At 42.4% G+C, this 23,747-nt stretch carries 21 protein-coding genes; 3 read left to right on the top strand and 18 right to left on the bottom strand.

Features of this window, described 5'->3' with window-relative positions; genetic code table 11:
- Positions 1–563 precede the first annotated feature (563 nt).
- The 5 genes from QZ576_RS12530 to QZ576_RS12510 all read right to left on the bottom strand — a co-directional run bounded on the left by QZ576_RS12530 (position 564) and on the right by QZ576_RS12510 (position 5,352).
- A complete protein-coding gene (locus QZ576_RS12530) occupies positions 564–2,219 on the bottom strand; it encodes a S41 family peptidase (protein WP_297097662.1) in 1,656 nt (551 codons plus the stop codon).
- A gap of 129 nt (positions 2,220–2,348) precedes the next feature.
- The gene (locus QZ576_RS12525; RefSeq protein WP_297097661.1) at positions 2,349–2,774 is read right to left on the bottom strand and encodes a dCMP deaminase family protein; all 426 of its coding nucleotides are present in this window, start codon (positions 2,772–2,774) and stop codon (positions 2,349–2,351) included.
- Positions 2,775–3,524: 750 nt separating this feature from the next.
- Positions 3,525–4,022 carry an SPOR domain-containing protein gene (locus QZ576_RS12520; protein ID WP_297097656.1) on the bottom strand — a complete coding sequence of 166 codons (498 nt, stop codon included), beginning with the start codon at positions 4,020–4,022 and terminating at the stop codon, positions 3,525–3,527.
- A 137-nt stretch (positions 4,023–4,159) separates the two neighbouring features.
- Complete coding sequence (locus tag QZ576_RS12515) at positions 4,160–4,438, bottom strand: hypothetical protein (protein ID WP_297097654.1); 279 nt, start codon at positions 4,436–4,438, stop codon at positions 4,160–4,162.
- An 89-nt stretch (positions 4,439–4,527) separates the two neighbouring features.
- Positions 4,528–5,352, bottom strand: coding sequence for a 3'(2'),5'-bisphosphate nucleotidase CysQ (locus tag QZ576_RS12510; protein ID WP_297097652.1), 825 nt, complete (start codon positions 5,350–5,352; stop codon positions 4,528–4,530).
- Between the two features lie 160 nt (positions 5,353–5,512).
- Here QZ576_RS12510 and amrB point away from each other — a divergent pair, with 160 nt between their 5' ends.
- Positions 5,513–6,943, top strand: coding sequence for an AmmeMemoRadiSam system protein B (gene amrB / locus QZ576_RS12505; RefSeq protein WP_297097650.1), 1,431 nt, complete (start codon positions 5,513–5,515; stop codon positions 6,941–6,943).
- On the opposite strand, the gene recO is transcribed toward amrB, so the two are convergent.
- The 5 genes from recO to QZ576_RS12480 form a co-directional block, all read right to left on the bottom strand.
- Positions 6,925–7,650, bottom strand: coding sequence for a DNA repair protein RecO (gene recO, locus QZ576_RS12500; protein WP_297097648.1), 726 nt, complete (start codon positions 7,648–7,650; stop codon positions 6,925–6,927). The genes amrB and recO overlap by 19 nt on opposite strands.
- Positions 7,651–7,679: 29 nt before the next feature.
- Complete coding sequence (locus QZ576_RS12495; protein WP_297097646.1) at positions 7,680–10,001, bottom strand: two-component regulator propeller domain-containing protein; 2,322 nt, start codon at positions 9,999–10,001, stop codon at positions 7,680–7,682.
- Positions 10,002–10,580 carry a non-canonical purine NTP diphosphatase gene (locus QZ576_RS12490; protein ID WP_297097644.1) on the bottom strand — a complete coding sequence of 193 codons (579 nt, stop codon included), beginning with the start codon at positions 10,578–10,580 and terminating at the stop codon, positions 10,002–10,004. It lies immediately after the preceding gene.
- A gap of 36 nt (positions 10,581–10,616) precedes the next feature.
- Positions 10,617–13,553, bottom strand: a complete 2,937-nt coding sequence (locus tag QZ576_RS12485) for a YfhO family protein (protein WP_297097641.1) — start codon at positions 13,551–13,553, stop codon at positions 10,617–10,619.
- Between the two features lie 235 nt (positions 13,554–13,788).
- Entirely contained in the window at positions 13,789–14,091 is a 303-nt protein-coding gene (locus tag QZ576_RS12480) for a helix-turn-helix transcriptional regulator (protein ID WP_045025876.1), read from the bottom strand.
- Positions 14,092–14,267: 176 nt separating this feature from the next.
- On the opposite strand from QZ576_RS12480, the gene QZ576_RS12475 reads away from it, so the two are divergent.
- The gene (locus QZ576_RS12475) at positions 14,268–15,242 is read left to right on the top strand and encodes a polyprenyl synthetase family protein (RefSeq protein WP_297097638.1); all 975 of its coding nucleotides are present in this window, start codon (positions 14,268–14,270) and stop codon (positions 15,240–15,242) included.
- Here QZ576_RS12475 and QZ576_RS12470 read toward each other — a convergent pair.
- From QZ576_RS12470 to QZ576_RS12460, 3 genes are all read right to left on the bottom strand, one after another.
- The gene (locus QZ576_RS12470) at positions 15,218–16,015 is read right to left on the bottom strand and encodes a DUF2797 domain-containing protein (RefSeq protein WP_297097636.1); all 798 of its coding nucleotides are present in this window, start codon (positions 16,013–16,015) and stop codon (positions 15,218–15,220) included. The two genes, QZ576_RS12475 and QZ576_RS12470, sit on opposite strands and share 25 nt — an antisense overlap.
- Before the next feature lie 62 nt (positions 16,016–16,077).
- Positions 16,078–16,845: a hypothetical protein gene (locus QZ576_RS12465; RefSeq protein ID WP_297097634.1), complete on the bottom strand. Its 768-nt coding sequence runs from the start codon at positions 16,843–16,845 to the stop codon at positions 16,078–16,080.
- A 72-nt stretch (positions 16,846–16,917) separates the two neighbouring features.
- A complete protein-coding gene (locus tag QZ576_RS12460; protein WP_297097632.1) occupies positions 16,918–18,387 on the bottom strand; it encodes a M28 family peptidase in 1,470 nt (489 codons plus the stop codon).
- A 156-nt stretch (positions 18,388–18,543) separates the two neighbouring features.
- Here QZ576_RS12460 and QZ576_RS12455 point away from each other — a divergent pair, with 156 nt between their 5' ends.
- Positions 18,544–18,948 carry a hypothetical protein gene (locus tag QZ576_RS12455; protein ID WP_297097630.1) on the top strand — a complete coding sequence of 135 codons (405 nt, stop codon included), beginning with the start codon at positions 18,544–18,546 and terminating at the stop codon, positions 18,946–18,948.
- 157 nt (positions 18,949–19,105) lie between these two features.
- On the opposite strand, the gene QZ576_RS12450 is transcribed toward QZ576_RS12455, so the two are convergent.
- The 5 genes from QZ576_RS12450 to QZ576_RS12430 all read right to left on the bottom strand — a co-directional run bounded on the left by QZ576_RS12450 (position 19,106) and on the right by QZ576_RS12430 (position 23,732).
- Positions 19,106–20,185 (bottom strand): PCMD domain-containing protein, encoded by a 1,080-nt coding sequence (locus QZ576_RS12450; protein WP_297097629.1) that lies wholly within the window; start codon positions 20,183–20,185, stop codon positions 19,106–19,108.
- On the bottom strand, positions 20,182–20,973 hold the full coding sequence (locus QZ576_RS12445; RefSeq protein WP_297097628.1) for a hypothetical protein: 792 nt from the start codon (positions 20,971–20,973) through the stop codon (positions 20,182–20,184). Before QZ576_RS12445 ends, QZ576_RS12450 begins: the two co-directional genes overlap by 4 nt.
- Before the next feature lie 249 nt (positions 20,974–21,222).
- The gene (locus tag QZ576_RS12440) at positions 21,223–22,095 is read right to left on the bottom strand and encodes a DUF1254 domain-containing protein (protein ID WP_297097728.1); all 873 of its coding nucleotides are present in this window, start codon (positions 22,093–22,095) and stop codon (positions 21,223–21,225) included.
- Positions 22,096–22,464: 369 nt separating this feature from the next.
- Positions 22,465–23,097: a hypothetical protein gene (locus QZ576_RS12435; RefSeq protein ID WP_297097627.1), complete on the bottom strand. Its 633-nt coding sequence runs from the start codon at positions 23,095–23,097 to the stop codon at positions 22,465–22,467.
- 59 nt (positions 23,098–23,156) lie between these two features.
- The gene (locus QZ576_RS12430; protein WP_297097626.1) at positions 23,157–23,732 is read right to left on the bottom strand and encodes a hypothetical protein; all 576 of its coding nucleotides are present in this window, start codon (positions 23,730–23,732) and stop codon (positions 23,157–23,159) included.
- Positions 23,733–23,747 lie beyond the last annotated feature (15 nt).

The following is a 23,747-nucleotide window of genomic DNA, read 5'->3' as shown; positions in this document are numbered from 1 at the left end:
CTGTATAGTTTCATAAAATTACGTACGAACAATATCTCTACCGCCAGTTATTTCTACATAATCCAATTTATTTCGTCCGGGACGGCGAACAAGCGTAATCCAGCTTTCTTCGCCGGACGAGATCTTCCTCATTCTGTTTCCCGGCGCTTCCTGACTCCGTCAGTCGCACCGGGTTATTGCCTTCGCCCCCTTGCGGCTATTAATAAATAGCGCTGAACCCTGCCTCGGGTTTCACCCGAGATAAATCCTGTTTTATCCCTTCGTGATTTGAAAAACGGAAAGCTATAATTGAAACGATAGCTTTTTACGATGCTGGAAGCGTCGAATGTGAATAACCCGGTGCGTAGCGCCGGGGTTAAATGATCAAAGGGAAATCGTCCGGCGAAGAAAGCCGTTCAACGCTGATGGTTCTTCCGGACGAAAGTTAAAACAGCTCCATTAAAAAACGGTGTGTAAAGAAACGACTGCCTTAATTCAAAAATAGTCTTCCACAAAAAAAATCCGGGTCGTTTATCTTTTCAGATAATACGGCCCGGATCTTTTATACTAAGCAAGTTAATGCGCTATTGCGCAAAGGGCACCACCACCGAATCGGTAGCCACCACATTCTGTACCATCAGGTTTTGCTGCGACACCTCGATGGCACGCAACAGCGTTTTATCAATTTGTTTGATGATCGGGTAAAAACCTTCTTCGCCAATAATATTCCGTGCAACATAGGCTTTCATTTGCGTATTAATCACTTTCCCCGACACCTTCAATCCTTCGTTATCCTTTTTCACGCCCTTTTCTTCGGCATACGCTATAAAGTCGTTTAGCGCTTTGTTCTTATCCAGGTAATTCTCAAACTCGTCGGCCGAGGTCAATTTTGTTAGCTCCTCGCGGTGCGAATCGGCATAAGCATAAGCAAACGAATAAATCAGCCCTTTGCGGTAAATCTGGTTGAAATAGGCCGAGTTCCCAGTGGTATCAACCGGAACAAAAAAGTCGGGCATAATGCCGCCACCGCCGTATACCACACGTCCGCCTTTGGTTTCGTAGCGCAACGAATCGGCAAAATGAATACTGTCGGCCACCAACTGCTCCATATTATGGAAACGCTCGTAAATATGGTTGTAATATTCTTCGTTACCATCATCGTACGAACTTTGAATACAGCGTCCGCTGGGCGTGTAAAAACGTGCCACAGTAAGGCGCAAAGCCGAACCGTCCATCAGTGGAATTTGCTCTTGCACCAGTCCTTTTCCGAACGAACGACGACCGATCACAAATCCGCGGTCGTTATCCTGCATAGCGCCGGCAAAAATCTCACTTGCCGATGCCGAAAATTCGTCGATCATCACATAAACACCGATATCGGCAAAAGTTGCTTTAGCTGAAGCATTGTATGTTTTTCGTTGCTGATGCATACCTTCGGTGTACAGAATCGGTTCCCCCTTTTTAAGGAATTCGTCAACCATTTGCAGCACGCCAACAAGCGATCCGCCAGGGTTACCCCGCAAATCGATAATTACCTTTTCGGCACCCGCATCTTTAAGTTTCAGCATTCCCTCCACAAACTCGCGGTAAGTGGTATTGGCAAAACGACTCACTTTTATAAAACCGGTGTGGTCATCAATCATGTACGATACATCAACGCTGTACAGCGGAATATCGCCACGGGTAATTTCAAACTCCAGCTCGCCATCAAAACCCGATCGTATTACGCCAACGCGAACTTTCGAGTTCTTTTCGCCGCGCAACAACGACAGCACCGTATTATTATGCACATCAACACCCGCAATTACCGAGTCGTTAACACTTACAATGCGGTCGCCGGGCATTACGCCCACCTTGCTCGACGGGCCACCTGAAATCACTTCAATCACGCGCACCGTGTCTTCCTGAATGGAAAACTGAACACCAATACCTGAGAAATTTCCACTCATTTCTTCCTGCACTTCCTGCATATCGCGTGCGGGAATATAACTGGTGTGCGGATCGAGACTTTTCAGTATTTCCGGAATTGTTTGTTCAACAATATCGCCGGTATTTACACTGTCTACATATCCTGTATTTACCAAGTCGAGAATAGTGGAGATTTTATTGGGCTGCGCGAAACCCATTCCGTGAAATGCCGGAGTGGTGGCATTCCTGCTTAATAGGTTTCCGATAAGAATACCTGCTGCAACAGCAATTGCAATGAGAACAGGTAAAAGTATTGTTGTTTTCTTGTTCATAGGCTTTCTTCAATGGCCAGTACCTCTGCGAACGAAGCCCGGCCTGATTTTAATGTATAACATGGCGGCAAACAACCGGTAGCGTATAGCAAAATCTCACTTTTGCCTTTCCACTTGAAACTTTTGCCTTTAAATATCAACCTGCTTTACTTCAATATCAGCACGTTTTAGCAGGTTAATTCCATCCTCCAGGCGGTAACTTTCGGTAAAAACCACACGCTTAATTCCGGCCTGAATAATCAATTTCGAACACTCTAAACATGGCGAAGAAGTGACGTACAAAGTGGCACCGTCGCTACTGTTCCCCGACTTGGCAACCTTTGTAATTGCATTGGCCTCGGCGTGCAGCACGTAAGGTTTTGTAATGTTGTCTTCGTCTTCGCATATATTTTCAAATCCTGCCGGCGTACCATTGTATCCGTCAGAAATTATCATTTTATCCTTTACAATTAAAGCACCTACCTGGCGGCGTTTACAGTACGAGTTTTGCGACCATACATCAGCCATTTTCAGGTAGCGTTGATCAAGTAACTTCTGCTTTTCGTCTTTACACATACAACTTTTTCTTTCTAGAATGGGTATTCATTTTTTGCAATGATTACAAATGTAATACTGATTTCCAATAAATTCTGAAAATATAACACCGATACACCCTTTGTTGTTGATTTTAAGAATTTTTAAAGATTGGATTCCTTTTAAAAAATCAATCGAGAAATATAGGCAGGTGAGTATTACATTCATTTATTTCCTGCCGGAGGCCATACTATTTGGCTTGAAACAAATAGTATGCACAAAATTCAAGGCTCCTTTTGATCTTCGCCCTCCGTTTTTATAAAACCTAAATTCGGACGGGTGATCTCCTCATCCTTCGGAGCTTCCCGCTCTCATTAAGGTTTCAATTCAACTTATGCAAAGACCAAAAGAGGCCGTCCACTCATGCAAAGTTAGTGCGAATGAAAAGGCTGCTTCGAAGCTTCGGCCTCGGCCGGTGAGCCGGAAAACAAGCGTTGTCAGCGTAAAAAATTACTGTTGTTTGAGGAGGCACGACGAGTTTCAGGAATTTTAGCTGGCATCGCGTAGCTTTTCCGAGGGAAGCGGGCGCAGCCTTGGATTTTCTGTTTACTCTTTGGGCTAAGCCAAAGAGTAAAATCCGCCTGATAAGGCTTAAGCTACCTCAATGCTAATCAATTGAAATTTATTGGAGGCTTCACTTCTCTATGGACTATAAGCCAAAAGAACGGTGCAAAACGCACCAACAAAAGACGCCGCATAAAGCGGCGTCTTCAAATCAATTTAAAATATTTTCTATTCTTTAATTAAAAGCCATACATCCGAGTATTTCGGGAAAGCATTGCGCACCTGTGCAACTCTTCCGCGTGCTTCGGTTTCTGCTTTGTACGAATTAACACAAACACGGTAATAACCGGTTTCGCTGTGCAAAATAATTGGCGTAAAACCTTCGTCGATAAGTGTTGAACGGTAATTCTTAGCATTGTCTAACTGGCTAAACGAACCCAAAATCACAAAGAAAGTATTTCCGGCGTTTGCAGTTTGATCCGTCTCGTTGGTAAACGAAACCTGCTCTTTACGCATTGCAATTGGTTTCTCGTCGGCTACCGGCTCAGGTTTTGTTACAGCTGTTGGCTGCGTGGTTGTTTCGCTACCCGGAACGGTAAACACTTTTGTTGGTGCTGTGGTGTCGGTTGTATAAGCCGATTCGGCCTGCCCCGACGATTTTTGAAATATCTTACATGAAGATGCAGTAATTGCAAGAATCGCTAAAAGAACAACTATCCTATTCATCTGTCTAAAATTTAATTTCTGTATTCTGTTTAAAATCCAATACGAAGATACGCATTACGCCTGCGTCCGTTTTTGTAATCAAACGCAAGTTTTACACAGCATGTTGTTCGCAACTAGCAAATTTATTTTTCGGCAGGCTATTTTTTACACTTCGCGCCGGCACCACCACCGCCAAAGAACATCATCACACCAATAAGATAACCAAAGTTATACCAGCCTCCTGCATTGGGGAAAGCATAAATTTCGTAATCGGTAAAAAGGCTGGCTATAAAGCTAAACAGCAAAATAAAACCATGAAAGATACCTTTTATAAATCCCGGAGGATCGCCAATATTTTCAAACGATTGTGTTGCGCATCCGGCAAAAAGAATTGCTGCAGCTACTACCACTGCCAATAAAATAAATGTACGTTTCATCTAATTGTTTTTTTTGATTTATGCGACGGAAAAATCCCGTGCTCTCCGAACAAGTTAGGCTTTATTTATCAAAAAGTGAAATTGAGTAACTACTCTTGAATGATCTGCTGCATAAAAGCAACAAAATCGGGGGTATTTAGCCGCTCATTAAGCATTACAAAATGCGGGTTTTTAAGAATGGCTTTGTTGTAGGCCATGGTTTCAAAAGTATCCTGACGAAAAACAGTGCCGCCAAATTCTTCCACCATTAACTGGCCGGGTGCAGTATCCCATTCGGAACAGGGACCGGCTTTTAGGTACATATCGGCATTTCCTTTGATAATCTCGATTTGTTTTTTCGAACTGCCGCAATGCAGGATCTCCAACTCAAAAGTGCCTCTCATTTTTTCGATCAACTCGGCTTCGCGGGGCTTAAAAAACGAGCGGCTGGTGGCTACTCTTATTTTTCCGTTGTACGGCTCGGGCTTATCCATTTTTGCAAAATTCCCTTTGCTGTCGAACTCATAAATCCCCTCGTCTTTACCACAGTACCAGCCTTTTTCTTTCAAGGGTTCGTAAATCCATCCGTTTACCGGGGCTGTTTTGTTAATCAACCCGATGTTGATGCAGAATTCGCCGTTTCGTTTAATAAACTCTTTGGTGCCATCCAGTGGATCGACCAAAAAGTAATTCTCCCAGGTTTTGCGAATTTCGTACTCCGGGAAGTTTGTTTCTTCATCTAATACGGGAATCTCGGGGAATATTTTTTCAAGGCCTGCATTAATGATCTTACTCGACGCCTTGTCGGCCCGGGTAACTGCTGTATTATCCGATTTCCGTTGCTCATCGAAGTCGTTACTTTCATACACTTCAATGATCGCGCGTCCGGCTTCGGCCAGCACATCAATAACATTATGTACCTTGTTTAAGTCCATTCAGATTTAGTATTCACGTAAATTTACGTTATCTGTTCTATCTTTAAAATCACTGCGCGCAAAAACCGATGCTATTTAAATGTTTCTTCACAAACCGGGATCTAAACCAATTTTATTGAGATGCGTAATAGAATTACTACCTTTTAGCTGAAAGGAAACTATGATATTCAATAAAAATAAAAACCGCGAGCCGGCAGTGGCCGGGCAATTTTACCCTTCATTGGGCGGCGTATTACGAAATGAGCTGGAAGAACTTTTCAGTAATGCCACGACTGTAAAAACCTCACAACCGCTGCGGGCTATTGTTTCGCCACATGCAGGCTACATTTTTAGTGGAGAAGTTGCTGCGGCTGCTTTCAAACAAATTCCGGCAACCAAAAGCTACCGGAATATTTTTGTATTGGCATCGAGCCACCGCTATAGTTTTGGCGGAGCGGCGGTTTACACGGAAGGAAACTACGAAACTCCGCTGGGCGAAATTAAGGTGAATAAAAAGATCGGGAAAGAACTGCTGATCTCATCGTCGGTGTTTACCGAACACGATGAATCGCACCTGTACGAACATAGTCTAGAGGTTCAGTTACCCTTTTTGCAATATCGTTTGGGGAATGATTTCACGCTGGTGCCGATAATCCTTGGAACTCACTCGTCGGGCATTTGCAAAAAGCTGGCAGAAGCACTTCGTCCATATTTTACACCGGATAATTTGTTTGTTATCAGCACCGACTTTTCGCATTTCCCAAGCTATGAAGATGCAAACCTGGTAGACCACATAACGGCTGATGCCATTTGCAAGAACAAGCCAAACAAACTGTTGAAAGCCATTGAAAAGAACAAAGACAAAAAGATTGGCAACCTTGCTACTTCGTTGTGCGGCTGGACATCAGTATTAACGCTGCTTTACCTGACTAAAAAAGGGGATTTTGAGTTCAAACAATTGGCCTATAAAAACTCTGGCGACAGTAAACTTTATGGCGAAAAAGACCGCGTTGTGGGTTACTGGGCCATTGCTGTTTACGAGAAAGCGGTTTTTGAAATAAGCCCCGCGGAAAAACAGGAAATTTTGCAGCTGGCACGAAATTCAATTGCCCGTTTTTTAGGCGAGGACGTAAAAGAAAAGAAGCATAAAAAAAGTAACGACAGCATTCTCGACCAAAAAGCCGGTGCATTTATCAGTATTTATATCAACAATGAATTACGCGGATGCATTGGCGGTTTTGCCGGCGATAAAACATTGCGCCAAATGATCAAACGTTTTGCCGTTTCGGCCACAAACGACCAGCGTTTCGACCCGATTGAACCTTCGGATTTGGACAATATGACACTGGAAGTTTCGGTTTTAACACCTTTGAAAAAGATTAAATCGATCGATGAATTCGAACTTGGCAAACACGGCATTTATATAATAAGCGGCTTCAACTCCGGCACGTTCTTACCGCAGGTTGCCGAAAAAACCGGTTGGAGCAAAGAAGAATTCTTGGGAAGATGCGCAAAAAACAAAGCCGGAATTGGCTGGGACGGATGGAAAACCGCCGAACTTTACACCTACGAAGTCGTGATTGTGAAAGACGATCAGGAAAAAACTTCCTGAAGCACTTTAAGCGATTTTATTTCACCCAGCGTATCAAAATGCAGGCGGTAATAATCAACTAATTTTTCAAGCAGCATATCGCGCATGCTGCGTTTCAATTTCAAAGTGTCCAGTTCATTAATTTTCAGCAAAGCCAGTTTTACCAGAATTGCCGTTGCCTCTTTGTTTACAAACATCGGGTGCGAAGGCTCGAATGGAACAACTGCTCCTTTTTGCAAATCGAGCCAGCCTTCAAAACCGGTTTGTGTGGTGTCGGGCATAAAACCAAGGTACTCGGTTAAATGAAAAAGGAAATAGAGGTGAAAATTTGTTTTGCCTTCCTCCATCAAATCAAGATAAAGCAAAGCGTTTTTCATAAACTCAAACAGCTCCGGGTAACTTTCCTGTTCGTGGATGGTTTTATAAAGCACCTCGGCGAGAAAAATGGCTTGTGTTGACTTTGCAATATCAAAAGGAATTTCCTGGTAAGTAGTGAGGCTTTTCATCGCGCGGATTCGTTGCAGGTCGCGCGATTGTTTCTGATATGCTTCCAGTTCAACCATAAACAAAGGCTGCAACAAACCGGCTTTATTTTTCGATTTCCGGCTACGGGCAGCGTTTATCAGATAGCTTTGCCGCCCAAATTCTTTGGTAAAAATAGTGGCAATAACACTGCTCTCGCCATATTTTATCGTGTGCAAAACAATGCCTTCGGTAGCAGTAATCATAACTCAGTTAAACTTCTGTTGAATCCTGATCAATGGATGAACAATATTTTTGTGATGTGGGTTTCTTCCCCATTTTCATCGTTACAAAATACCAGGTAAACACCGGTTTTTACACGGTTGCCGTTCAGGTTCTTTCCGTCCCAAACGGCCTGCCCGCCAAATGAAGTTGTTTTATACACCAGGTTTCCGCTGATGTCGGTAATTTTTACATCAGTATTTTCAATCAATCCGGCAATTGTAACCGGACCATCGTAGGTTTCGCGCACCGGATTTGGATAAACGTAAACATCGCTGTAGGTGTCCGCTCCTCCTGTGGCTTCACCCTGATAGGAGATCAGTCCCTTATCGGTTCCAAAAAACACCTCGCCGCTTTTCTGATTAATTGCAATCGACAGAATATTATTCGAAAGCAACGGGCTGTTTTCAGTTGTAAAATGTAACACTTCAGCTTCACCCGTCTCCGATACCAAAAACACTCCTGAGTTCTGTGTTCCCAGCCATTTCCGGTTAGCACCGTCAACGGCAATGGCAGTAACAGTTTCGGTTTCCAACAGCGGATGGTAAATACCGTCATTCAAATCAAGTCCCGGATGAGTGGCATAAAAGGTCTCCGAATTCCAAATACGCGACGGATTGCTATACACCGCCACACCTTGCGAACTGCCAATCCAAATAGCCCCTTCCCGATCTTCTGCAATGGAGAAAACATCATGCATCGGGGTAATAATATTGTCGGTACCATTACTAAAATAGGTCTGCACCAATAATCTTCTTTTCTGGTCGCCGGTTTTATTAATCACGTAGGCATCATGTCCTCCCGGAATGAGCATCCATTTGTCATCGTTTTCATTCACGATAATATCTGAAACATTGTATCTGTTGGCGATTTCGGGCAATTCAAACGACTCCCACTCGCCCGATGGCGTTAACTTATGCAGGTTATGTGCGCACTCGGCATTGTTAACCCACAGATTTCCTTCCGAGTCGAAACTCATACCGCCAACACGTGTAAACGGTTCGTTGGGTTGTTCCGGCAAAGCTGTTTCCAGTGGGCTGTTCAGGTTATAATACCGTTCCACCAGCTCATCGTTACGATATTCCAACAATCCACCTCCCCAGCTGGCTACAAAAAAATGATCCGGATCGCGGGGATCAACTTCAATAGCCAGAATGTTATGAAATCCTGTCAGTTCAGGATGTGTTTCTTCGGTAAAATACGTCCAGCCATCGTTGCCAAAACGCTGAAAGAGTGGCCTGACATAACCGACCGTACTACCCGGTGTCATCCAGACTTCCGAGTTAAAAGCACCTACAAAAAACATGTTATTATTAATCGGTCCCGGAGGCAAGGTTTGCTCAAAACTTTCACCATAATAGCGCACCAAAACTTCGTTGTTATCAGCAATCCAAATCGAGCCGTCGGCAGACACACCTGCACTTCTTGGGTCGATACTATCTTCTGTTCTGTTACCAAATTCGTAGGTATCAATCCGTCCAATTAGCGAATGATTACTGTCGATGATAAACACCACTTCGCGGCTGGCAATGATAAGATACCCACCACTGCTCTGCATATCAAAAGCATAATGAATGGGTGAATTGTAGGGCTCCCAGCTGTTGTTGTCAAGAATATACATTTCGTCCTGATACCACTCGCCGGCTGCATAATTGGCAATAATATTGCCAGCATGATAAACCAGCTGATTAAAGATACCATCAGGGTGCGGAATATCATCCACATGAATCCAGTTGGCAAAATTGGCCAGGTTCGGCTCATTTTTATCGGCCCGGTAAATTCCCTCGTTGGTAGCGGCAAAAATCGAACTGTAATCGGTTTCTATATCATTCACTTCCACCGACGATCCGCCATCGCCGATGTAATACGTATCTTTTACTTCCTGACGATCAAGATCGAGCACTACAATACCAAAACCACAGGCCAGATAGGCCTCATTTCCTGAGAAAGAAATATTGTTGATGACCTTATTTCCGGCAATAGTTTTTCGTTTTATGTCCGACAGGTTAACCACCTCGCCATCATCGAAAAGCAAATCGATATTACTGTTAGAATAAGCAATTACCAGCACATTGTTCGCTTCGCTGTAAGCAATGGTGCTTACCCCAAAATCGGACAACTCAATGGCATCGCCAAACTTATTTACGCTATTGTCTTCCAGGTCGTAATAAAACAGTCCGCCCTCGGTAACGCAGAAAACCTTATCGGACGAAACCGCAATTTTGCTGGCATTATTATACGAAAGATAATCTTGCCACGAACCCTGTTCGCGCTGGGCTTGCGAAACAAAAAACAACAGTAAAATAAGTATAGAAAGTATAAATCTTCTCATCATTTAATCCAGCTTTTTTAAATAGTCGACCAGTTTTTGTACGGCTCTTCCGCGGTGACTGATCTTGTTTTTATCTTCGAGGCCCATTTCGGCAAACGACTGATCGAAACCGTCGGGTTTAAAAATAGGATCGTAACCAAATCCCGAACCTCCACGTTTTTCCTTCAGAATTTCGCCGTTTACAATGCCTTCAAATTGTGTCTCTTCGCCGTCAATAACCAGCGAAATTACAGTTCTAAAACGTGCTTTCCGTTCATTTATTTTAGCCAGTTTTTCGAGCACCTTCTGCATGTTCGCCTCCGGATTTTTGTCTTCGCCGGCATAACGTGCCGAAAAAACTCCGGGCTCACCGTTCAGGGCTTCAATTTCCAGTCCGGTGTCGTCGGCAAAACAGTCTATTTTAAATTTATCATAAATATAAAAAGCTTTTTGGCTGGCATTTCCTTCCAATGTGGGCTGTTCCTCAGGAATTTCGTCGAAACATTCAATATCTTTTAAGCTAAGCAGGGAAAAATGATTGCCCAAAATAGCCTGCAATTCTTCCAGTTTGTGTTTGTTGTTTGTCGCAAAAACGAGCTTCATAATCGAATAATTTTAGGTAAAAATAAGAAAATGGCTCTACTTTGCAGGCACATTCGGGAATAGCTTCTCATTACCATTACACATTTCCACTTTTAGGTTATCAACATCAAACCGGGCTTGTGTTCTATTCCATAAATAAATATGAATTACATCTCCCGAAAGCAAATCAAAATCAACAGTTTTTATCACCGCAAAACGCGACCAGACTCCTGAACCATAAGTGAAATCACTAACCTTTCGGGTATAATAATCCAATTCCTCTTTCCCCCGCGATACGGAAATAACCATATTTACCTCAGCAAATTTTTCAGGGAATCGTAAATCACCCGATACCGTTATTTTTTGCAGATCTTTAATCGCCTCATCAACGATAATTTTCAATTCAGTCCCCCATTTTTGAGTTGGCATAAAGGTGTAATATCTATCTGCAGAAATAGAGTCGATTTTAATTCTATTTTTATCTGTTTTCCATAAGGACGTTGTTCCCTGCTCAAAATTCTCATCAAACTCTGAAACTGCATTATCGCCTTTTCCGGCCAGAATAAATCCAGAGTTTCCGGAAATCATCTCTTTTTCAACAGTCGGGAAGTAGGAGGTAAAAAGTGCTTTCACCTCTTTGCTAATGGCACCATTTACCCAGGAAAGCGCAAATTGCTGCGAGTGCGTTTCGGCCAGCAACTTACCAAAAGCGGCCACATTCATATTGTCATCCAAATAAAACTGATGATCGACATTGGGAACCTCAACCTGAGAATTTGAAGCATAACTCAAAAAGGTGGTTACATCGGTGTTTTTTACGGCTTCGAATTCTTGTATGATTTCGGGCAATAATCTGCTTTTACTTCTATGATAGTGCCACCTGTTAATTACGCTAAAGACAACAAAAAGCAGCATAAATCCAACAACCAGCAACAGTATCATTCTCCGGTGTTTTGAATACTCTTTCCAATGTATAAAAATCATCAGACTAGCCAAAACCAGCATTACCAAAATCGACACAACAAAAAACACGATTATAAGCCTATTACTGTAACTGAACTGAACGACATGCTCTCCTGCAGGAATGAGCGTGCCCATTAAAGCATAGTTTGCCTGAACTATTTTCTGCACTTTTCCGTCGATAGCCACTTTCCAACCCGAAAAGTAATTTTGTTGAAAAACCAGCAGTTGTTCACTTTGTGTTTTGGTGTGTACAACGATTTTGTTCGGAGAAAAGCTCTTTATTTCCAACTGGTCTGATTGATGATGTTGCAGCGTTTTCCCTTTGATATTTTGCAAGTCGGAAGATTCCAACAAAATGGTTTTCGGGCCAATATTAACCGTGTCGGCGTTTTCCCTTACATCGTCGGAAAAGAAAAAAAGTGGCTGCTTTTTCAACATTTCCAGTAGCTCCGGAAAATCATCACTCAATCTTGAGTAACCATCGGTTTTAAAAGAAACCAACCCATCGAAAGTGGGACGCTTGGGGAACACATTGTTATTTCTCCAGGTAAATTTACCTGATGCATTTTTGTCTGAATTTTCGCCAATCGGATGCAGTTCAGGAATAGGAAATCCTTTGGGTTCAGAATCTAAATACTCTTGAAATACAATAGGATCAATATTACTAACAACCGTGTAATGCAAATTCAGCTGTGCTGAAATAATTCCATCAAAGGCAAACAGGATTACAAATACCACAGGCAAATATTTCTGTTTGCTGCCGAGAACTAATACCAGAAAAAAGCATCCCAACAACAACAAATGAATGATGCCCTGCAAAATAAAAGCTTCATTAATTGTCGCCGTTTCTAAACGATCGGCCAATGATAAATTAAAATCAAAAAGACCAGCAGATTCGAGCTTGCCCGCCGATCGAGCAAGTACAAAAAGAATAAAGATTACCACCAGACCAACAATAGCCAATAGCTTCTTTTTATCCACCGATGTAAAATCATTGAGTTTACAATTAAGCCCCGCATAAGTTAGAAAACCAAATATGCTCAATGCTCTAAAAATCGATGGATATTTAAACATGTTCATGAAAGGGAAATAATCGTACAGAAATTCCCTTAAAAAGAACTGGTTGCCCAATGCGGTAAACAAAGCTAATACCGCAAACAGCAAAAAGACAACCCCTAGTTTTTGTTTTATTTTACCGCTTAGCGCATGAACCAATAATACAAATCCGAATAGTCCGAAATATGCGTTCGACATGGACGGATCGGTGTTGAAGTAAACCACATCGGTTGTTGTACTGAATGGAAATAAGAACGACCAAAATGAGCGCAAAGTGAACGGGTGCCTTAAAACGGCTTCGAGCGTTAATCCTGAATAACGACTTAAATAGGGTTGCGCCTGCGAATAAGCCAACAGCAATACGGAACTTCCAACAAGTACAATACCAGCCAAAATGAGATGAAAAACAAGCAGCCGCTTAACATTCTCTTTTCTCTTGATGGACAAAACCAAATAGTAGGTAAAGATACCCAGCAACAAATAGGAAAGTATTATTGTAATGCCCGGGTAGCTGGCAAAAACCATCAATAAAAATACGAGGCTCATGCGCACCAAACTTTTTGTTTCGGGCTGCCAGACAAACTGCACATAAGCGGCAACAACAAGGGGGAACAATGCATATCCGGCAATAAACCCAAGATGTTGTGCATTGCCCACCGTGAAACCGGAAAGCATGTAAGCAATTGCCAAGGAAAGCCCCAGCGATTCGTCTACCTTGAATCGTTGCAAAAAATACCTGAAGTTGATCCCGGCAAAAAATACATATGCTAAAAAAACATATTGAAGGGTAATATTCGAATAACCAAACATGTTCGCAACCAGCCAAAATTCGGGATTAAAAACAGAAACCAGATCGGCATAAAAGGGCACGCCATACAACATGTAAGGATTCCAAAACGGAAAAACATTATTTAAAACTGCTTCAGATAAAAAGTAACGTGCCGGTAAATAGGCATCCACAAAATCCCATTTCATCCCATTTTGAAGGAATGCAACCTGCCAAAAGGCTACAATACACACAGCAAATAATAGTATGCTTCCGTACTTTCTTATGAAATGGTCGATTTTCAAATTAGTTGAAAAATTAGATTAAAATATCCGGGCTATTGAATCATAAAAATGATCTACAAAATAAGAAAACCTTTAAAATTATTGCATAAAAAAACCGCTTGATCTTAATCAGCGGTTTTTCCTATCGTAATAAATTCTTTTAATCGCAGGTGCAGGTTTCCAGGCAATCAACAATCTGGCTTAAAATATTGTATCTCAGGTAATAATACGTATTCTTTCCTTCGCGCTTCGAGCACAAAACACCTTTGTCGCGCAAAATGCCCAAGTGATGCGATGTGGTTGACTGCTCAATTTTTAGCAGTTCGTGAATCTCGGTAACAGTTAATTTTTTTCCTCCCTCCAGATGCTTCAAAATCGCAATTCGCATCGGGTGCGCCATTGCTTTCAGCATACTGGCAGCAACCTCCAAACGTTCGACGTTTATCTCCTTGATATCTACCATGGTTATACCTTTAAAAATGCAAATATATAAATATTTGAGACTTGTTTACTGCTTTTTTGCGTGCGGATATCTAACATTTGTACAAAATCCGTAATTTTTAGAATTTTTAAATAAAATGTCTGTTTTTATTTAAAATTATTCTAAGTTCGTTCATCGAAAGAGAAGCGGAAAAAGGAATGACCACGATAAAGAAAATAAAGGCCCCCATTGAACAGGAACTGCATGATTTTGAGCCTTATTTTAAGAAATCGTTGCAGAGCGATATTCCTTTGCTGGCAACCGTTTTAAACTTCCTTTATCGCACCAAAGGCAAGCAACTTCGCCCCATGTTTGTGTTCTTATCGGCAAAATTGCACGGCGGAACCAATGAATCTTCGAAATTAGCGGCTTGTTCTGTTGAATTATTGCACACCGCCACGCTGGTACACGACGATGTTGTTGACGAGTCGTACGAGCGCCGCGGGTCGTTTTCGGTAAAGGCACTTTGGAAAAACAAACTGGCCGTTTTGGTGGGCGATTATATTCTGGCCCGCGGACTGCTATTGCAACTCGAAAGCAAAAAATACAATTTCCTGCATTTGATTTCGCGTGCGGTTCAGGATATGGCCGAAGGAGAAATCCTGCAGATGAAAAAGAGCCGCAAACTCGACATCGACGATGAAACCTATTTCGAGATCATCCGCAAAAAAACAGCTTCGTTAATTGCAACAAGCATGGCCATTGGCGCTGCATCGGCAGTTGACGACGAAGTGATCATTGAAAAAATGTACAGCATTGGGCAAGATGCCGGAATTGCTTTCCAGATAAAAGACGATATTTTCGATTACCAGTCGAAAGGTTTGCTGGGCAAACCAACGGGCAACGACATTAAGGAAAAGAAAATCACGCTGCCGTTACTGCACGTATTAAATGAAGCCGACCGTTCGGAACGGAAACGTATTCTGAGGCTGATAAAACGCAAGAATAACAGTTCAGCAGTTGTTGAAGAACTGATTCAGCTGGTAACCGAAAAAGGCGGCCTTGAGTACGCCGAGCAAAAAATGAATGAGTTTAAAGACCGGGCAATTGCCGGCCTACAGGAATTCCCGGATTGTGAAGCTCGCGAATCGCTTATCGAACTGATGAACTACATCGCTACCCGCAAAAAGTAACCATTGTGTTTCCGGATATTCAGTACCCGACTATCATCAAAGATTAAATACTGCCCTTTTATACCGGCCAATGTTCCGGTAATTTCAGGTAGTTTATCAAAACCAATACTTTTTATTTTCATAGGAAACTGCTCAACCGGGTAATTTATTTCCGTCACCTCATTTTCCGTATCCATGTACTTCTGTAATTCCAAAGGAAGCAGATTGGCAATACGTTCCTTTTCTGCGGCCAGATCAAAATCTGCCAAGACTTCGTTTTTCAACATCGACCGCCAGTTGGTTTTATCGGTAAAATGATCCTTCAAAAATACCTCGATAACACCGGCAATATGACGGTTTGGCGTTTTGGCAATTTTAATGGCATAACTGGCTCCCTGATCGATCCAGCGCGTTGGAATTTGATGACCGCGGGTAACACCAACTTTTAAAGCGCTCGACACGGCCAGGTATACAAAATGGTCGATCAAGTCGTGTTTTTTGGCCCATTCCATATCGCGTGCAATTCCCAAATGTGCTTTCGACAACTCGGGGCGAATGATTGATTCACTTGCTTCGGGAGCGGTTTGAAGACAGTTGTAGCAAAATCCCTGGCTAAACGATGTTTTCGTTTTCTTCCCGCACGACACACAATTAATCTGCCCGTCGAATTTCATCGAGATTTCTTTCCCGATCAGCGCATTCATATCAATTTTTTCGTCGCCAATGGGCAGCGTATATTTTACCGGCGCATTAAGCTCGGTAATCATTTTTCGTATGTTGCCTTCAAATTCCATGTTGAGTATTTTCTGACGTGAAAATAATACAGAAGTAGCAGGATACAAGGAAAGATTGGAAATTAATCATCAAAACCCGGACGTTTGAATTCCATTACGCCCGGAAATGTTTTTAGCATTTGCTTTTTTATCTGCGAAAGTTCGAGTAAAAACTGCAGGATTTCGTCTTCCATTTCACTAAAACCGGAGTAGAATACTGACAGTGCATCCATCGATCGTTTAACGGCAATAATGGCAATTTTTGCCGATCCCAGGTTGTCGGCGTATAAACCGTATTCATCGTGGGGGTCGTTTTGCCGCTGCTCCAACTCCAGATGAGCACGATGAACTTTAGCCCCGATAAAAGCACTGTACCACTGAATTACCTCGGCGGCGTCGCGGTATTTTATCATCGAAGCATCGTCGTCTATCATCACCAGCTTTTCAGCTTTCTCTGAAAAAAGCTCTTTGTGCTTATTCATCCATTTATGAATGTTGATTCCGTAATTCCGCGCTTGTACTTCCAATGGCGTCTCAATGTGCTCGGGCAATTCAATATCTTCAACATCACTAAGGTCGATCCCCTCTTTGTCGGCATCCTCTTCAATCATTTCCATGGTCACTTCCCATGCCAGGCGGATCTGATCCCAAAAGTTTTTGTTCTCCTCATCGGGATTTAGCGAATCCTCTTCAATTTTGTTTTCCTGTTCGTGCAAATAGGTCAAACATTTCTGCGTCATGGTACAACGTTCGCACCAACGATCGCAATAGTTGTATATCCCCGGAACGAGATCTTTTCTGTTCGCCAGATCGAGTAGGGTTCGTTTAAAGTGTTCTTTTTTCGATTTCATAGGTGCCACACAAGTAGTATTAGCACAGTAACAAGACTAATCGATAAAAAGTTGAACCGATTTTTGCCGCTGCTAAAGTTTTGTGTCGTTTGCCACGCCCAAAACGCCCAAATAAAGCAGTTTTGCGGCATCTTCCATAATCTCCGGAGTTAGCACATTTGTTTTATCGGCGGGCATGTGGTAGTGCACCGGATACACCGAGTTACGAGTCCACAAGCCAAATGTTTTTATGCCTACATTTTCAAAATTTGAAGCATCGGAGCGAGGTCGTCCGTAGTTTTTGCTAACTGCTGAAGCTCCCATCTCGCGGTGGATGTACTTATTATTGGCATCCTCGAAATGATTGAACAATGCCGAATGCGTTTTTCCTCCCGACATAAAAAACGAGGTGCCGTTTCCAACCATATCCAGGTTGATCATCATTTTGGTTTTCTCCACAGGGAAGAGCGGATTTTCGCAGTAATATTTCGAGCCGTACAAACCACACTCCTCGCCACCGATAAGAATAAAAAGTACCGAACGTTTAGGCTTTACTTCTGACGTTGCCAAAGCTTTTGCAGCCCCCAGAATATCGCTGATTCCGGATGCATTATCGAGTGCGCTGGAAAAGGTAACATCGCCCATTATACCCTGCCCATCGAGGTGACCGCCAATAATTATAACTTCATCTTTCAGTTTTGGATCGGAACCTTCGATCATTGCAACCACGTTGCAAGCCTGCGCATCGGGGAAATATTTTGTTTCGGCGCGGATAAACACTTTTTGTTCTGCCGGAAGCTCAAACGATGGCGTTTCCATGTTTTTCAACTGCTCGCGAATCTGCTGGTAATCTTTTCCGGCATCGGCCATAATTTGCGTCACCACTTTTGTATCCACATGCGCATAAACAAAACCTTCGAGATTTACCGTGTTCGGATTGGCCAGTTTGCTGGCATAGATCATTCCGGCAGCACCGTGTTTTACTGCATTTCTGAATTTATAGCGGTGATAAGCATAAGGCGTCCATTTTGCCAGTGTTTCATCGTTTTTGGTATAAGGTGTCCCACTTTCCAAAATGATAATTTTACCTTTTACATCTACGTTTTTATAGTCGTCGTAACCCAGTTCCGGAGCAGTAATTCCGTGGCCAACATAAACCAGTTCGGCCTGAACGGTGCCACTCGCCGAGTTGGAGCCGGGTAAATAATCTTCCGGAAAATCGAGGTATGTTTTTTCATCTCCGTTAAAATAAACCACCGAACCCAGTGAGTTCACCTCGGAATATTCGTTCGGGAAATACTGAAAGTAACTATCACCATTTGCTGGTTTTACACCAAACTCTTCAAACTTTGAAGCGCACCATTTGGCCACTTCCATATATTCCGGAGTGCCCGACAAACGCCCCTCATATTTATCAGAACTCAGTTCGGTTGCAAACTCCATTAACTCGTTGCTCGAAATAGAGTGAAAAGTTTTTAAACGCAAATCATTATCACTCTGCTGTGCAAATCCATTCAGTGTAAATGCCGCCAATAACAGCACGCAAAATAGTGTTACTCTCATTATTAAATTTTTGGGATCGTTAAAAGTATAATTTTTTACACCGATCGGCAGCTAAAAGCTAAAAAGATGATCATAAAATTGGAAAATTGGCGCAATACAACCTTCTGAAGTTATCTGTCGTAAAAAATAAACAGCTAAACTTTAAACAACTGCATCATGAAAATTCTAAGAGGAACTATTTTTGGCGGCATTGCCTTTTTCTTTCTGGGCTGGCTGTTTTGGGGAATTCTGCTCATGGATTTTTCGGCGAACAACTACAATCCTGATTTTTATTTGAAAGACAACGAAATGGTTTGGTGGGCACTCATTCTCTCCAACCTTACTTATTCCCTGCTTCAAACCCTGTTTTTAAAATGGGGAAAAGCAAAAAAATGGATCGACGGTTTAAAAATCGGCATTCTATTCGGTGGTTTGTACGCATTAACTACCGACCTGGCTATTTATTCCATGACCAATATATTGCTGAATGTGTGGGCCGTAATTGTTGATGCATTGGCTTATGCAGTGATAACGGGACTGATGGGAATTGTAATTGTTTTGACGTGGGGAAAGAGTGAATAAGTCAGGATAATAATTTTTGAGACGGTACAAGAGAAAGTATCTGGAGTCGCCAGAACGTCATTCTGAATTTATTTCAGAATCTATGCATTCCAATTCCACTGAGATCCTGAAACAAGTTCAGGATGACGAAATTCACTCTGTTGATAATCCGTCTTTTTTATTCCTCCTCATAAACCAATTCCACGTCGTCAACAATTAATACACTGCCGACAGCACCTGCAAAGTTTGCCCCATCGTAACTCGAGGATGCTACAAAAGAGATGTGTGTTGGCAATAGGTAAGTTGCTGAATCGCCCGACACGAAATTCCCGTCCTCAGGTTTCATATAGTCAGGATACGAATCATCAAGCGGGCCGTAAATTACAGGCATATCAGTTGTGATGAGCTCTGATTGTACTTCACTACTCCTAAACCAAGCCGTTCCCAAACGTTGTGTTTCTCCGCCCAAACGCACTTCCAGAAAGGCGTAAATATCGCAGCTGTCGTCGTAATCCAGCACATTACCATATCGGTCTTCATTCACTGCACCCGGAACATAAGAATAAGTAAAACGGATTTTCACGGGTCGGCCGGTAAACGGCGTTCCAAATATAACTGCAGCTTCGGGGTCGGTAGGGTCAAGTTTATCCGAATCAAAATAACCGGTAAACAGCGATCCTGCAGCAATCGGCGTTTTTAACGGCACTCCTGCCAATCCCAGGTCGTATGTTTCCATGCGCGCTGCCAGGTTATTATTTCCCAAATCGTAAGGTGCTGTTGCAATTTTCCCCAATATCTGCGTGCCCTGATTCCCGGTTCCCCAAATGGTGGACGCCGCATCGGCTCCGGGCTCGTAATAATCGGAGCTGGTTTTGTACCATGCATTTAAATCGCCGTTATCGAGCTGCGGAGTGGCCGACGCCACAAACGATTCAATGGCCCACGCGTGCTCGCTGCCATCTTCGGCAATTACATTTATGGTTGCCTCGTCACTCAGGTCGATGACATCGCCAACAGCTTTATCGGCAGTGGCAAACGACGAAAGTTCCATTTCCTGAATTACCAGCGACGAAAGCTCAACACCGCCGGGAATTTCGATGGTTACAGTTTGATTTTCGTTGTCGATTACGGCATTTCCGGCCTGGTTGCTTACCAGAAACTTTTTAATATTTCCGTAGGGCGACAACCCAAAATGATCTTCCTTAACGCAGGAAAACAGCACCAAAAGAATTACGGTTATGTATACTGACTTTTTCATTTGCGGGCCCCCTTCCTGTTTTTATCGGCACCGAAATAGTAGGCCAGCCCCAGATCGAGCGAAAGCAGGTTAATCCGAAAGTCGACATTCTGACGCACCTGTTTCGATTCAGGTCCATCGTTGGTGCTGCTTTTCGCAACATTGAGTTCGTAGCCTAAAACGTTGTTCAGCTGCACCTCGAAAGCAAAATTCTCCATGGCAAAAAAGGTAATACCCGGACTTAATCCCAGCCCAAAAGTGAACTCCTTTTTGTGTTTTTTATTAATCTCGTCGATATTCTTTACATCGCGGGTAAGCGAGCTGCTGCCACCCAACGTAAAACCAAATTCGGTGAAAAAACTGAGTCGCTCGTTTGCTGTTAACGGCACCGACGAACGAAAACCCGGACTAACAGCAAATCCGCGCGTTAGCGTGTTCGACTGCACCGTGTCGGGATCCTGAAAAACAGTGCCCCCAAAGCGATTCTGAAAATAATTTAAGTTAATGATCGCCATTCCGTAATCGCCGGTATAATAACCGCCTTTCAACAATAAATTGTAATCGAGCCGGTCGCCTTCCACAACCTTTTGAATCAGGTAATTGGTGTTGGTAAGGTTTTTATCGGTTATCGAAAAAGCCAAGCCCACATAAAAATTACCTTTTTGAAAGGGATGGAAATTATCGGTATAATAACTCGACAGCAGATCGTAAGGCGTGGTTTTCTGATTGGTCAATGAATCTTGCTGAGCGAATAAAAAAGCCGGCAAGATCAACAGAAATGCGAGTATCGGGATGCTTTTCATTTTCATGGATTAACAGTTTTGTCTATCAAATATACGGCATTGATTTCAAAATAGCTGTACCGATTTGGCGAATAATGCCCTTGCACGAAATGGTTTCACCATCGCTTCGGAGGTAATTTTAGGTCTTAATTTTTATCGGGATGTAATCCGTACCTCAGCCAGCAGCTAACAATTTGATCATTTCATTTCTACCGAATTGTCCTAACACCACGCGAACGAATTCGCGCGGTAGCGAGGAGTGGGGGAACAAATGATTTAATTCACTTCGGGCAAGGTAAAAGAACCATCAAGAACAGATTCACCCGGTCGGTAAATCCGAAATAGTATATTCCACCCGTCAGGAGCATCCAGCCTGTTTGGCACATCGCCACACGCTTCTTCCGATCCATAATAAACCGTAAAAGTATTGTCATCGTTTAACGTAACGTTAGAGCCATTTAACAGACAATTTTCCGATTTAATATAGCCGTCGGCACCGTAAACCGTAATCGACCAAAATCCATTGTTTTCAGGAATTGAATAGGTAGCAGTGTAACATTTATCCGTGTTGCTTTCTTTTGGTTTGTAGTTTAAGTAAGTCGCCGCTTCTTCGGGCAACAATCCCCAGGCTGCTGCTGCTGCAATATGCCTTGTTTTTTCATTTACTTCGCCACGTTTTCCTTGCATACCTTTCCAACTTGAATAGTTGGCACTTTCCGCATTATAGACATTTCGTAACGAATCCAGCGACTGCTTATCCCATGTAAATTCAGGAAATTCTTCATTTGTAACCGACTTGATAATAAATTGGTCTTGCAGGCCATTTACCATCTCAACTTCCCCGGCATCCTGCGAATTATACACCTGAACACGAACAATCACATACAAAAACCTGGTATTGCCCTTTACATTATACACACCCGGTTTATAAAATATGTCCTGAACGTAGTGGTCGTTATCGAGAATATAAACTGATGCATAACGAGTGTCGGGCATTTCAGGGAAGGTTATTTCAAGCCCTTCTTTCGAGTCGAAAACTCCACCCGAATACAATACATCCCTATTCATTCTGATTACGGTTTGTTTGTCTAAAGGAGTGGGTGTTCTGAAGTGAAAAAACTGGTTTGTACCCCCGGCATTCTTAATCATTTGGGTATACATATTGTCTGTTTCAGCTCTTATAAATGTTTCAGGAGTAACTTTTTTGGGAGCAGTACTGTCGGACTTATCGTTTTTCCCAGATTGGCCACATTAGAGTAATAAAACTGCGAATAGAGTGAGAAGGATTAAATAATTTTTTTTCATAATAGAAGGTGTTTTAAGATCTATTGGTAAGTTACAAAATTATATTCAATATTTCCGCTGAATTTTTGCCATCGGAAAGGAGTGATGAATCCGTACCTCAGCCAGCGGCTGACAGTTTGTTTATTTCAATTCTACCGAAGACACACCGTCCGTCGGCTGACGGATCGGCGCGAGCGGAGGGTGTTTTTGTTATTAGAGAATTGTCTGGATTGATCATGAGATCCAAATTGCATAGTGACGTTTAATCACCCATTTTCCATTTTTATTCTCCACATAGATTAAGCTTCCGGAGCCATCGTCCACTTCCCAATAACCAACAAAGTAAAACAGCGCATGTGTATAATTAGCGTCAAAAACCATTCTCGAGTAAAACGCTGATCCCAGGTAAGTAAATCCCATTTTCCTAAATTCAGGCGGCCTTTCCGCTTGCAATGTATATTCACACAAACTGTCGATTACTGAAAATTGAATCGACTTTGGTTTTAGTGTGTCGGCGCGTAATTTACCTAGCAGCCCATTATACGCTGAATCCTGAAGATGAGAGAATTCAGCGGTGTCGGGCAGTACTAATTTATCGTTTAAATGGACGATAAAAACAGTAGTATCAACTCTGCGTTCGAAATCTGCTTTTACCTTTTCAATGCTGTCGTTAAATGCCTTTCTTATTTCCGTACCTACAAATGGAGGAGGTGGCGGTGGATATTTTGGGCGCAACAACTCAGGAAGCGTTTGAGAAATTATCTCTGATTCATATTTCTCCTGGTTTCCACTCTTGTCGATTTTTGTACACAAGGTGAAAACCAGTGCTCCGAATACGCCAATTAATAAGATAAGTATTTGTTTCATTTTCTAATATTGCGGAATAGTGTATATCACTACACCTCGTGAGACTTCAACCAATAAATTCATTCAGTATTCACCCAGTGGCTATAAAACTCCATATCGCTAATCGATAGTTTGTAATCAACCTCCCTGTCCATAAATGCAATTTCAGTTTCTTCTTTTGTGTTCATTTTATACACCGATTCTGACTTGCGGATAAATTCTCCCTGAGAACCAAAATATAAGCTTTTCTCAACTGTTACAGGCTCTTCCGCGTGAAAGCTATTCATTTTCCAATTCACAAAATATAGTTGTCCTGACTTATCGAAATAGTATTCAGTGTTGATAAACCAATCACCGGAAAAGGAGTGACTTTCAACATTTACAAAGTATCCTAAATTGCTTTGTTCAATTACCGATACAACTTTTGTTAAGGCTAAAGAATCGACATCACTACTTTTGTTTGTCCATTCAGAAAATTGATAAACACTCCCCCAAGAATACTTGTACAGTTTATCGCAGCTATCAAACTGCGTGTCGATTATGGATTGCCATTTATCCAATTCTGCTTCAATTTTTACAAGAGCTGAATCCGGCTGGGCGAATCCAAGAGCAAAAATCAGAAGTCGAAATACATTAGTCAATATAATTCTTTTCATAGGATTTGTTGGTAA

This window comes from uncultured Draconibacterium sp., assembly GCF_913060805.1.
Taxonomy (GTDB): Bacteria; Bacteroidota; Bacteroidia; order Bacteroidales; family Prolixibacteraceae; genus Draconibacterium.
The sequence above is the reverse complement of the archived record's forward strand: the minus strand, read 5'-3'. Positions and strand labels throughout refer to the sequence as shown.